This is a genomic window from Confluentibacter sediminis (assembly GCF_003258355.1).
Taxonomy (GTDB): domain Bacteria; phylum Bacteroidota; class Bacteroidia; order Flavobacteriales; family Flavobacteriaceae; genus Confluentibacter; species Confluentibacter sediminis.
Genome location: NZ_QKPO01000014.1, coordinates 41,870 through 54,827, shown reverse-complemented (window position 1 = coordinate 54,827; position 12,958 = coordinate 41,870). Strand labels below are relative to the sequence as shown.

Here is a 12,958-nt window from a genome sequence, read left to right as displayed (position 1 = left end):
GGTTAAAACCCTATTAAAATATATAACAAGATGAAAATTAAGAGTTTTTTATTAACCGTTACAACTGTTTTTACAGTGTCTGGTGTATTTGCACAAGCAAATATATTAAATGCTAAAAGTCCAGATCAAATTGGCGTAAGAACAGAGGCGCAAAAGCAAGTCGATAATGACAAACCATTGGAATATGGTTATGTTGATGATAGGGATATTCTTTTTTCTAAGATGACATGGGAGCGTATTGTTCTTGATGAGCGCGTTAATTTCCCTTTATATTATCCAATAGATACTAATAATATTGGTAGTAATAGACGGTCATTATACGATGTGCTTATGAAGAACATTAAAAACGGGAACATAAAAAACATATACGACGATTCTTATTTTTCTGCTAAAAGAACTTTAAAAGATATTGAAGCTGCATTGGTTAAAATTGACACTACCGAACTTGGTATTGAGCAAATAAATGCAGGTGAAGAATTGTCTGCAGAGTATATCAATAGAAGAGATATTACAGCAGCGGATATTACAGAATATCATATTAAAGGACTTTGGTATTTTGATAAAAGACAGGCTGAATTAAAATACAGATTGTTAGGTATAGCTCCTGTTGCTCCAGATGTTAATTTTATAGGAACGGAAAACGTAGATTTAGTTGAATTATTTTGGGTGTTTTTCCCAGATGCAAGAGAAGTTTTGCATGAAGCCAAGTCATTTAATGATGCTAATAGTTCTATGCCATTTTCGTTCGATCACATTTTAAATTCTAGACGTTTTAGTGGCTATATTTATAAAGAAGAAAATGTGCAAGGTGATAGGAAAATTAGTGAGTACGTAGCAGAAAATGCATTAATGCAACTGCTAGAATCAGAAAGAATTAAAGATAAAATTAGAGATTTTGAATTGGATATGTGGACTTATTAAGTCTTGCAATTTATAAATAGTATAAAATGCCCACTTTTAGTGGGCATTTTTGTTTTATTATTTTAGCTAAATCAAAATCCAATTTCTACGTATATTCGCCATAATTATGGAAGTAGATTATATTATTGTAGGTTGTGGAATCGCTGGCATTAGTTTTTGCGAGCAATTAAAAAAACATCATAAATCATTTATTGTTTTTGATAATAACTCGCAACAATCATCATCAGTTGCAGGGGGATTATATAATCCTGTTGTTTTAAAGCGGTTTACACCAGTATGGAAATGTAAAGAGCAATTACAAATAGCCTTGTCTATGTATGCTGATTTAGAAAAGGAATTTGATATAAAGCTGGATTATAAAATTCCTGTTTACAGAAAATTTGCTTCGCTTGAAGAGCAAAATGATTGGTTTACTGCTTCAGACAAACCCATGCTTTCAGAATATCTTCATTCAAAAGTTATTAGAAATGATAACAATTATATTGATGCACCCTTTGGATTTGGAGAAGTTAATGGTACAGGAAGAATAGATGTGAAAACCTTAATGGATGCTTATAAAACAGATCTATTAAATAAAGGAATTCTTTTTGAAGAGTCATTTGATTTCAATCATTTGATTATGGATGAAAGAATTGTTAATTATAATGATATACAAGCCAAACAGATTGTTTTTGCAGATGGTTTTGGGATTAAACAAAATCCCTTTTTCAATCACTTACCATTAGTGCCAGCGAAAGGCGAGTTGTTAATCATACATGCACCAGATTTAAAAATCAACTATGTTTTAAAATCAGCCGTTTTTTTAATTCCTTTAGCTAACAATTTGTATATAGTTGGGGCAACTTATGAGTGGAAAGATTTAACCAATCAAATTACAGATTCAGCCAAAAATGAACTTTTAAACAAACTAAAAAACATAATAAACTGTTCTTTTGAAGTGGTAAATCAAGTAGCAGGTGTACGTCCCACAGTAAAAGATAGACGGCCTTTGGTTGGTCAACATAAGAAATATAAAAAGATGTTTGTGCTTAATGGATTGGGAACCCGAGGCGTTATGATAGGGCCTTATGTCGCAGAGCAACTATTCAATTTTATTGAATTTAATCAGCCCCTAGAAACCGACATTGATACTAAACGCTTTGAAAAAGGTTGAAAATTTGTTATTTTTTATCAAGAGATTTATCATAACCCATAAACATGTTAATCCATATATTTCTAGACAGTCTTAAAATAATAGGCATAAAAACAATTAAAGTACCTATTATAGAGGCGAAAACAATATTGATAGAGGCATTTAAGAAATAAAACGAAATCACAAAAGCAGCTACGGCAAAAGCGATGCCTACTGCATAACTCACATACATAGCACCATAGAAAAAGGAAGGTTCAATTTTATATTTGGTCCCACAACAGCTACATGTTTCGTGCATGGTTAAGGCTTCAGAAAGCACATAAGGATTTTTGTTAACATACATACTTTCTCCATGACATTTTGGACAAGCACCAGTTATTATACTATATAGTTTAGTTCCTTTTTTTAACATAGAAATTAATGTATTTTTGCAATCGCTTAACAAAAATAAGTTTTAATATTAAAAGCCCAGTAACTAAAGTAACATTTCTATGATGAACATTCACAATTTATCCATTTCTTTTCAAGGAGAATATCTGTTTGAAGATATAACCTTTAAATTAGGAAATGGAGATAGAGTAGGGCTAATAGGTAAAAATGGAGCAGGTAAATCTACCATGCTTAAAATTTTATCTAAGGAGATGGAACCAGATACCGGGCAAATTGCAGCAGATAAAGAACTTAAAATAGGCTTTTTAAAACAAGATATTGATTTTGTTTTAGGAAGAACGGTACTTGAAGAAGCTTATGAAGCGTTTACAGAGATAAAAGGTTTGGAGGCAAGAATCCATGATATAAATACCCAACTTGCAGAGCGTACAGATTATGAAAGTGACGGATACCATCAACTTATGGTTGATATTAACGAACTTCAGCATCAATATGAAATTTTAGGAGGTTATAATTATCAAGGTGATACAGAGAAAATACTTCAAGGATTAGGGTTCCAACGTGAAGATTTCAATAAATTGACTGATACATTTTCGGGTGGATGGCGCATGCGTATTGAGTTGGCGAAACTGCTTCTCCAAAATAACGATATATTGCTTTTAGATGAGCCTACAAACCATTTAGATATTGAATCTATTATTTGGTTAGAAGGATTTTTAAAAAATTATGCAGGTGCTGTTGCCATTGTATCCCACGATAAAATGTTTTTAGATAACGTTACCAACAGAACTATTGAGATTTCTTTAGGTCGAATTTATGATTATCCCAAGCCATATTCTAAATATTTAGTCTTGCGCGAAGAACTTAGAACACAGCAATTAGCGTCTCAAAAAAACCAGCAAAAGCAAATAGAGCATACCGAAAAACTGATTGAAAAATTTAGAGCCAAAGCATCTAAGGCCACGATGGCTCAGTCGCTTATAAAAAAACTGGACAAAATTGATCGGATTGAAGTTGATGAAGATGATAATAGTGTGATGACGCTTAATTTTCCAGTGTCTATAACTCCCGGGAAGATTATAGTAGAAGCTGAAAAAATATCAAAAAACTATGGTCATAATCAGGTGCTTAAAAATATAGATTTACTTGTAGAACGCGATAGTAAAATTGCTTTTGTGGGACAGAACGGACAAGGGAAATCGACGTTGGCTAAAATTATTGTAGGCGAATTAAAACATGAAGGGCATTTAAAGTTGGGACACAATGTTCAAATAGGGTATTTTGCCCAAAATCAAGCAGAATATCTAAATGGAAACAAAACTGTTTTAGATACTATGATCGATGCTGCAAATGAAAAAAATAGAAGCAAGGTAAGGGATATTTTAGGGTCTTTTTTGTTTAGAGGAGACGAGGCAGGAAAATATGTAAGAGTGTTGTCTGGTGGAGAGCGCAATCGATTGGCGTTAGCCAAATTAATGCTGCAGCCATTCAATGTTTTGGTTATGGATGAGCCCACTAACCATTTGGATATAAAGTCTAAGAATGTTTTAAAAGAAGCTTTAAAAAGATTTGAAGGCACTTTAATACTGGTGTCACACGACCGTGATTTTTTACAAGGTTTAACAAAAACCGTATTCGAATTTAAAGACCATAAAATAAAAGAGTATTTAGGAGATATTGATTACTACTTGGAACAGCGTAAAGTAGATAGTCTTAGAGAAGTTGAAAAACGCACGGTTGTTAAAGAAACTCCCAAAGAAAAGAAGCAACAATCTTATGAAGATCAAAAAAAGCTAAAGTCTTTAAATAATAGGTTAAGTAATATTGAGGCAGAAATAAGTCAACTAGAAAAAGATATTAAAGCTATAGATTTATCACTCGAAATCAATTATGAAGAAGTAACCTCTAAACCCAATTTCTTTGATAGCTACCAACAGAAGAAAGCTCAATTAAAAGATGCCATGCAAAAATGGGAAGATGTGCAACTTGAAATAGAGCTTTATTCAAATTAACACCATCTTCTTAAAGACTATAAAAATATTTTATAGTGATAAATTACCAGCAAGTTGTTTTAAGGTGATTTCAGATAATTTGGCTTGGTATTTAGCTTCACTTAAACGTAATTTAGCATTGATATAGTTAAGTTGCGCTGTTCTAAATTCAATAGTTGGAATAGTTCCAATACTGTATTTCGACAAGGTAATATCCAGATTTTCTTTAGCAATTTCTTCATTTTTACTTTCCAAATCGATCAAGCCTATGTTGGTTAAGTACGTTTGAAATGCGGTATTCAATTGTGATTTTATGGTTTGAGTTTGTTGTTCAATAGCTATCTTTGAGTTATCTAATTTTACCTTTGCAATTTTCTCATTTCTATTTTGAGTGGAGCCATTAAAAATATTGACACTAGCTGCAAAACCATAGTTCCAACCTCTGGAATTATTGAGTCTAGCAAAACCTAAACTAGATTCAGAATCACTAAAATTATATCCAGTATTTGCAGTAATAGTTGGATACCTATTGCCTTTTATTTGCTTCAATTCTAATTCCGCGATACGTTTGTTTATAAGTTGAGCTTGTAACTCTGGATTCTGTTTAGTGGCAAGTGTCTCTAAATCAGCAAGTATTAAGTTGTCATTAATTAGCAGTTCATCCTCAACCTTAAAGTCAATTTTTGTATCCCGTGCCAGAATTTCATTGAGTCTAATTTTTGTATTGGTATAAAGTTCCTTCTGTCTTAAAAATAGTGTTCTATCTGTATTGAGATCTACTTGGGTATTAAGCACTTCCAGTTTTGATGCTTTTCCAATGCCAAACCTATTGTCGGCAAGTTCTACACGTTGTTGAGAAATAACGATCGTGCTATCTAAAGTTATTAGTTGCTGTTGCTGTTGTACTAAATTATAATACGTAATCATAACATCACTAACGCGATTCAATATAGTGCTTTTTAGTTCTGCTTCCCCTAATTTTTTAAGTTCCTTCAATTGATCATAACGGGCAAACATGCTAAGACCATCAAAAATGGTCCAGTCTAAACCTACACCATAACTTTTATTATTGTTTTTAGCGCCATTAAGCTCTATTTCTGTACCATCAGAACGTACTTGCGAACTATATTGTGTGCTGTTATTTGTACTAGCAGAAGCATATACTCTAGGTAGTATACCTGCAAACCCAGGACTTACAGACAGTGAATCAACATCTAAATTATTAGAAGCCAAACGGATTTCATAATTATTTTCTAAGGCAATTTGTACGGCTTCATCAAGCGTTAGTAACTCTTGGGAATTCATTTGTAAAAACAAAATTCCAAAACATAGACTTACACAAATTTTCAAAACTCTACTACTTTTCATAACCATCAATATTTATCAAACTCAGGACGGTGTTTTTTCTCCCGAGACCACATTAAGTAAATAGAAGGGATGACAAACAGGGTTAAAACCAATGAAAACAGGGTACCCCCAATAATAACAACCCCCATGCCTATACGACTTGTTGATGCTGCCCCAAGAGACAATGCTATTGGCAATGCTCCTAATGCGATAGTCAAACTTGTCATTAAAATAGGTCTAAGACGAGATTCGGCAGCTTTTAATATAGCTTCGTGTTTAGGCATGCCTTCTTCGCGTAATTGATTTGCAAATTCCACAATTAAAATACCATTTTTAGTCACTAAGCCAATAAGCATAATCGTTCCAATCTGACTGAATATATTCCATGATTGTCCAAATAACCACAATGAAAAGAGGGCTCCTGCAACAGCCATGGGAACAGTTAGAATAATTACTAGTGGGTCAATAAAGCTTTCAAATTGAGCTGCTAAAATCAGGAAAATTAATAGTAATGCCAATCCAAAAGCAAAGGCCGTATTTGAGCTACTTTCTACAAAATCGCGAGATTCTCCTCCTAAATCTGTTGTAAAAGAATCGTCCAATACTTTTTCTTTTATAGATTCCATAGCATCAATACCATCACTAATACTCATGCCTGGTGCTAAACTTGCAGAGACGGTAGCCGACATATAGCGGTTATTGTGATATAATTGTGGCGGACTACTATGTTCTTCTGTTGTCACTAAATTATCCATTTGAATGAGTTGGCCTACATCATTTTTAACAAATATCGATTTCAAATCTATGGGTGCATTTCTATCTTTTTTATCGAATTGCCCAATAACTTGATATTGTTTTCCATTCATCATGAAATAGCCAAAGCGCTGTCCACTCAATGATAATTGTAGCGTTTGTGCTATATCTAAAACGGAGACCCCCAAACTTTTAGCTTTATCCCGATCAATCGTCACGTAAATTTCAGGTTTATTAAATTTTAAATTGAGATCTGTAACTGCAAAAACAGGATTGTTTTCTGCTTCTGCCATAAATTCAGGGATTTTTTCTTGTAATTTTTCAAAATTTGATGCTTGAATGATGTATTGGATAGGCATGCCACCCCGACGGTTTACAGCAATAGTAGGGGTTTCTGAAACATTGGTGCGTGCATTTTCGAAAGTCTTTGTCCATCTAGTTAAATCTTCGGCAATTTCATGTTGCGAACGCTCACGCTCACTTGGATCGACCAAAGAAATAATAGCGCGACCACTATTTGCTGAAGCGGAACCGAATCCTGGGGCTGTAATAATTAAGCTTACCTTTTTCTCAGGAATAGAATCATTTATTAACTCTGTTATTTGCCCCATAAATCGATCCATATAGTCAAAAGAAGCCCCTTCTGGAGCGCTTACATTTACATTTAAAGAACTACGATCATCATAAGGGGCTGTTTCCTTTTTAAGTAAGCTATAAAACACTCCAATCATTATTAAGCAGATAATTAAAATAGGAAAGCTTAACCATTTTCTCTTTAGGAAATCACGAAGCGAATTGGCATACTGTGTATTCATTTTAACAAAATAACGCTCTGTTACTTCATAAAATTTTGTGTGCTTTTGCTTGCCAGGTTTCATTAAATACGCATTCAACATGGGGGTTAGTGTTAAAGATACAAATGCTGAAATTAATACGGCAGCACCAATAACAATACCAAATTCCCTGAACAAACGTCCCACAAAACCTTCAAGAAAAATTACTGGAAGGAATACGGCTGCCAGTGTAATGGAAATTGAAATAACAGCAAAGAAAATCTCATTAGCCCCTTTAATGGCAGCTTCAATAGGTGTCATGCCTTCTTCTACCTTTTTATAAATGTTTTCAGTCACTACAATACCATCATCAACTACCAAGCCAGTAGCTAGCACAATGGCAAGAAGCGTTAGTACGTTAATTGAGAAACCAAACATCCACATAATAAAAAATGTAGCAATCAAAGACACAGGGATATCAATGAGTGGTCGCATTGCCATAGACCAATTTCTGAAGAAAAAGAAAATGACCAAAATCACCAATACAATTGAGATTGCTAAAGTTTCGACAACCTCTACAATGGCACGTTTTACAAAACGTGTATCATCAACAGCAACATTCAATTTAAAATCTGCAGGTAAATCTCTTTTAAGTTTCTCAAATTCTTCATAAAAAGCATCAGCAATAGCAACATAATTAGCGCCAGGTTGTGGCACAATAGCCATGGCGACCATAGGTTGCCCAGAATCGCTTAGCTTGGTTTCCATATTTTCAGCTTCCAAAGTAGCTTTCCCCACATCACTAAAACGCACCACTTTTTCACCATCTGCGAAAATGATGATGTTATTAAATTCTTCTTGAGTTGAAAGGTTCCCAATAGTTTTAACAGTCAATTCAGTATTGGCACCTGTCAATTTTCCAGAAGGCAACTCTACATTTTGTGACAACAAAGCCTGTCTAACATCTGAAACGGTGACACCATAAGAAGCCAATTTTAAAGGATCAATCCATAAACGCATGGCATATTTGCGCTGCCCCCAAATTTGTACACTACTCACGCCTGGGATGGTTTGTAAACGTTGTGCCAATACATTATCAGCATAATCAGAAAGCTCTAAAATATTTTTATTGTCGCTCTGAACAGTCATGGAAATGATGGCTCTAGAATCGGCATCAGCTTTTGAAACTACAGGTGGCGCATCAAGATCTTGAGGTAATCCTCTTGAAGCTTGGGATACTTTATCTCTAACATCATTGGCTGCTTCCTCTAAATTTTTATCTAGGTTAAATTCGATATTGATTCTACTAGAACCTTGGTTACTTTGTGACGTAATATTTCGAATGCCATCTATCCCATTTATAGCTTTTTCAAGAGGCTCCGTAATTTGAGATTCAATAATATCTGAATTGGCACCTGAATAATTGGTACTTACCGAAATTTGAGCGGGATCTATAGAAGGGAATTCCCTAACACCAAGATAGGTGTAGCCAATGATACCAAATAACATGATAGCCAAATTCATAACAATGGTAAGAACAGGACGCTTGATGCTTAAGGTCGATAGGCTCATCAGTTTGAAGATTTTTTTAGATTGACCTTAACGGCTGTGCCATTTTTAAGAGACATAACTCCAGAAGTTAAAATGGTGTCGCCAGCCTTAATTCCTGATAGAATTCTTATTAAACTATCTGTTCTTGTTCCAGATTCTACCTCAACTTCTTGTGCTTTTCCGTTTTTAGAGACAAAGATGACTTTTCCATTTTGAATAGGAATCAAGGCCTCGGTTGGAACCAATAACGCATCATTCACAGTTTCCAACGGTAACGTAACGTTGGCAAAGGTACCAGGGTATAATTTGCCTTCTTTATTATCGACGATTGCTCTTATTTTTAATGTTCTCGTGGCAATATCCACTTGAGGTTCCATAGCATATATGGTTGCTGTATGTTCTTCTCTAGAGTCGGATGTTGCAAAGGTAAGTGGATTGCCCACTTTAATTTGGGAGACATACTTTGCTGGAATTGAAAATGTAATTTTAATTTGGCTGGTGTTTACCAATGTTGCTATAGGAGTTTCGGGTGTGACAAAAGAGCCTTTTGAAATGGAACGCAACCCTATAGTGCCTGAAAATGGAGCTCGAACCGTTGTTTTATATAACTGAGCAGCAATTAATTCCGATTCAGCACGCGCAGATTCGAAATCGGCATTGGAAACATCAAATTCCTCTTGGCTAATAGCTTGTTTTTCAAGGAGTAATTTTGCCCTTCTCTGATTTTCCGAAGCTAATTGTTGTACTGTTCTCGCTTTAGATAATCGAGCCCGAAGCTCAATGTCGTTAACTTTAAGCAACACTTGACCTTTTGATACTTTAGCACCTTCTTCGAAATTAATGCTTTCAACAACTCCAGAAATTTCGCTTCTAATATTAATTTCTTCATTGGATTCCAAGGTTCCAGAAAGTAAAAGATTGTCGTCAAATTTCTGAGACTTTAGGACTTCACCTTGAACAGCCATTATGGATGGTGTTCGCTTTTCGTTTCCTCTACCGTTGGTTTTTTTGTTTTCTAATACCCTATATACGATTAGGGTAATGATACCGATAATAATAGCGGCATAAATAAGATATCTTTTTTTCATTAAAGTTGGCGGTTATTGCATAGTAATGATGCCTGCAATTTCCACAAATCTAATTGTTATGTACTAAAAAAATTAGAACTTTATTGTTATTTAACAGAATTTTAGATATTTTCTTTAAGATTAAGCCAAAAGAAATTTCCAAGGGTGTTTTTAATATATTTATGAGAAAAATAAATGAGCAATTTTATAGAGTAACTACATAAATAATCTTGATAGAACTTAAGAAAAGATTAAAACAGATCAAGTGAATTGTATTGAATATAGAAAGACATAATTAACTATTAAATTTATTTTTTTTCTAGACATCTAATTTAATTTTACATGTTTTGTAAAGCAATTGTATGATTAATTGTAAACTAAGACGTTCGTCGATTGTTGAATGTTAAAAAAACAAGTATTTCATCGAATAAAATAGTTTTTTGTCTATATTAGAGCTACTTTCGTAAGAGAATTAATCCCAAATTTATTCGAACATGAAAATTGTAAAACTACTTATTATTTGCTTTTTTGTAACAGCATATTCTTTTGCAAATATTTCCTCAAGTGAAAAAGATGCTTTAATTGCACTTTATAATGCTACAAATGGTAGCAATTGGAATGTTACATGGGACTTAAGTAAGTCTGTAGATACATGGTATGGCATCAAATTAGAAAATGATAAAATTGTTGAGATCAATTTACCGTTTAATAATCTTGAAGGTCAATTACCTCAAGAAATTGGTGGTTTGCTATCATTAAGAAAATTGAATTTCGGATTTAATAAAATAAGCGGAACTATCCCAACGTCCATTAAAAATCTAAAAGAGTTAACATCTTTGGAACTTTTTATGAATAGGTTAGAGGGAAACATACCATCTGAATTAGGCCAATTAAAAAAATTAGAATCATTAAAATTATACAGTAATAATTTAACAGGAGTTATTCCAACAGAGTTAATGGGATTAACTAATTTAAAAGAGCTTTTATTAGGAAGTAATTTTTTAACAGGTAAAATTCCAAATGAAATACACGAGTTAGCTAATTTACAAAAGTTAAGCTTGATGGATAATAATATGGAAGGTGAAATTCCATCAGAAATAGCACAATTGACTCAATTAGAGGAGTTAGTATTGTCAAGTAATAATTTTACAGGAGATTTACCAATTGAGTTTATAAACTTAAAGAAGTTAAATACTATTATGGTAAGTGATAATAATTTAAATCATGATTATATAAGTGTTTCAGGGAAAAATCCATCAAGCATTTTGCAATTAGAAATGCGAAATCAAAATTCAACAGCTATAATGGATGTTGAAAAAGAATAGATAGGGGTTTATTAAATTATAAAAAAGAGGTTACATTTAAATGTAACCTCTTTTTTTTTAACTTTATGGAATATGAAAGAGCACTATTTTAGTTGTCCATATTGCTGGCAAAATATATCTATGTTATTAGATAATTCTGTATCTAAGCAGTCTTATATTGAAGATTGTGAAGTATGTTGTAACCCAATTCAGGTTTCTATAGAATTTTTTAACAGCGAACTTATAGATTTTCAGGCATATAGTATTGAACAATAATATTTTTTATTAATATCTATTGCCAAAATTAAAAAGGGTTGTATATTTGCATTCCAAAACAGCAATGTTGGTATTATGAGCCATAAAGTTAAAAGCTAAGTTTGTTGTTAAGGTAATAAATCGCGGGATAGAGCAGTAGGTAGCTCGTCGGGCTCATAACCCGAAGGTCACTGGTTCGAGTCCAGTTCCCGCTACTAGTAAAGACAAGGCTTTCGAGAAATCGAGAGCCTTTTTTATGGACTGGGTACAACATAGGTATAACAATTAAAAAAAGACACTAAAAAGGGTATCATCTCGTAGATTCACGTTTAACAAGCGCTGTCTCTAAAACTATTTCTTTATAAATTATTGGTTGGTTTTTCTTTATTTGTTTCATTTCTTTAAAAAGTTGTTTAAAGGCTGCTTTTCCCATTTCATATCCAGGTTGGTCGATGGTTGTTAAGGTTGGAGAAATAACGGATGACATAAACCAATTGCTAAATCCAACTATCGAAATGTCTTCAGGAACTTTTACACCTAATTTATTAAATTCAGTCATGGCACCAATGGCCACTAAATCGGTGTTTATAAAAATACCATCTACATCGTTATGGTCTTTTAATAGCTGTTGTGCATTTTTTTTGCCTTCTTCAAAACTCATATCGCCACATTCGCAGATGTAAACCAAAGATGGGTCGTAAGGCATATTATTATCTAGCAATGCTTTTTTATAGCCAAGAAACCTGTCAATAGAGTTTTGTGGTAAAAGAGGGCCTCTAAAATGGGCAATACGCTTACAGCCTGTATCTATTAAATGCTGCGTTGCCATGTAAGCAGCTTTTCTGTCATCAATTATAACTTTTGAGCATTTTACAATTTTAGCAATTTTATCGAACATAACTAAAGACTTTTCTTGTGCAAGCACATCGTTTAAATGACTAAAATTCGCTGTGCCATTAGCAAGTGATATTAAAATGCCGTCAACACGTTGACTCATCAATAAGTCTATTTGTTTTTTTTCCAGTTCATAAGATTCATTGGATTGAAGTATGATAACCAAATACCCTTTTTTTTCAGCTTGTGAAATAATGCCTCTAATAACATTTGAGAAAAAATGATGCACAATTACTGGAATTATTAAACCAATGGTTTTAGATTCTTTTGTTCTTAAGTTAACGGCGAAAGCATTGGGTTTGTAATTTAGTGTTTTTGCCAATTCTTTAACTAAAGCTTTTGTTTTTGGACTAACATCCGAGTAGTCTTTTAAGGCTTTTGAAACAGTTGTGATAGAGATATTTAAATGCTCTGCTATTTGTTTTAAGGTAACTGGTTTCATAAAATATTTTATATTTTTTCAATTTAAATATAAGAAAAAAATTAAAATCGAAAACGTTTTCGTTGATTTCGAAAACGTTTTCGGTGCGAAATTCATATTTTTAATTGCTCTTAAATGTAAATTGTGCCATAATTAAAC

At 33.2% G+C, this 12,958-nt stretch carries 10 protein-coding genes and 1 tRNA gene; 6 read left to right on the top strand and 5 right to left on the bottom strand.

Annotation, left to right across the window (positions count from 1 at the left end; translation table 11 throughout):
• Nucleotides 1-30: 30 nt before the first annotated feature.
• Both porN and DKT72_RS13110 read left to right on the top strand, forming a co-directional pair.
• Nucleotides 31-921, top strand: coding sequence for a type IX secretion system ring subunit PorN/GldN (gene porN, locus DKT72_RS13115; RefSeq protein ID WP_111309204.1), 891 nt, complete (start codon nt 31-33; stop codon nt 919-921).
• 106 nt (nt 922-1,027) lie between these two features.
• Complete coding sequence (locus DKT72_RS13110; protein WP_111309203.1) at nt 1,028-2,074, top strand: NAD(P)/FAD-dependent oxidoreductase; 1,047 nt, start codon at nt 1,028-1,030, stop codon at nt 2,072-2,074.
• A gap of 7 nt (nt 2,075-2,081) precedes the next feature.
• On the opposite strand, the gene DKT72_RS13105 is transcribed toward DKT72_RS13110, so the two are convergent.
• Nucleotides 2,082-2,465 carry a DUF983 domain-containing protein gene (locus DKT72_RS13105; RefSeq protein WP_111309202.1) on the bottom strand — a complete coding sequence of 128 codons (384 nt, stop codon included), beginning with the start codon at nt 2,463-2,465 and terminating at the stop codon, nt 2,082-2,084.
• 79 nt (nt 2,466-2,544) lie between these two features.
• Here DKT72_RS13105 and DKT72_RS13100 point away from each other — a divergent pair, with 79 nt between their 5' ends.
• Nucleotides 2,545-4,455: an ABC-F family ATP-binding cassette domain-containing protein gene (locus DKT72_RS13100; RefSeq protein WP_111309201.1), complete on the top strand. Its 1,911-nt coding sequence runs from the start codon at nt 2,545-2,547 to the stop codon at nt 4,453-4,455.
• A 30-nt stretch (nt 4,456-4,485) separates the two neighbouring features.
• Here the strand turns inward: DKT72_RS13100 and DKT72_RS13095 are convergent, their stop codons facing one another.
• From DKT72_RS13095 to DKT72_RS13085, 3 genes are all read right to left on the bottom strand, one after another.
• Entirely contained in the window at nt 4,486-5,739 is a 1,254-nt protein-coding gene (locus tag DKT72_RS13095; RefSeq protein WP_235841701.1) for a TolC family protein, read from the bottom strand.
• Nucleotides 5,740-5,807: 68 nt separating this feature from the next.
• The gene (locus DKT72_RS13090) at nt 5,808-8,879 is read right to left on the bottom strand and encodes an efflux RND transporter permease subunit (protein ID WP_111309200.1); all 3,072 of its coding nucleotides are present in this window, start codon (nt 8,877-8,879) and stop codon (nt 5,808-5,810) included.
• Entirely contained in the window at nt 8,879-9,946 is a 1,068-nt protein-coding gene (locus tag DKT72_RS13085) for an efflux RND transporter periplasmic adaptor subunit (RefSeq protein WP_111309199.1), read from the bottom strand. The genes DKT72_RS13090 and DKT72_RS13085 overlap by 1 nt, the downstream gene beginning before the upstream one ends.
• Nucleotides 9,947-10,419: 473 nt before the next feature.
• Between DKT72_RS13085 and DKT72_RS13080 the strand changes: the two genes are divergently transcribed.
• The 3 genes from DKT72_RS13080 (at nt 10,420) to DKT72_RS13070 (ending at nt 11,699) form a co-directional block, all read left to right on the top strand.
• Nucleotides 10,420-11,250 carry a Two component regulator three Y domain protein gene (locus DKT72_RS13080; protein WP_111309198.1) on the top strand — a complete coding sequence of 277 codons (831 nt, stop codon included), beginning with the start codon at nt 10,420-10,422 and terminating at the stop codon, nt 11,248-11,250.
• 72 nt (nt 11,251-11,322) lie between these two features.
• Nucleotides 11,323-11,505, top strand: coding sequence for a CPXCG motif-containing cysteine-rich protein (locus DKT72_RS13075; protein WP_111309197.1), 183 nt, complete (start codon nt 11,323-11,325; stop codon nt 11,503-11,505).
• A 121-nt stretch (nt 11,506-11,626) separates the two neighbouring features.
• Nucleotides 11,627-11,699 (top strand) — tRNA-Met (locus tag DKT72_RS13070).
• A gap of 95 nt (nt 11,700-11,794) precedes the next feature.
• Here DKT72_RS13070 and DKT72_RS13065 read toward each other — a convergent pair.
• Nucleotides 11,795-12,820, bottom strand: a complete 1,026-nt coding sequence (locus DKT72_RS13065; protein ID WP_111309196.1) for a LacI family DNA-binding transcriptional regulator — start codon at nt 12,818-12,820, stop codon at nt 11,795-11,797.
• Nucleotides 12,821-12,958 lie beyond the last annotated feature (138 nt).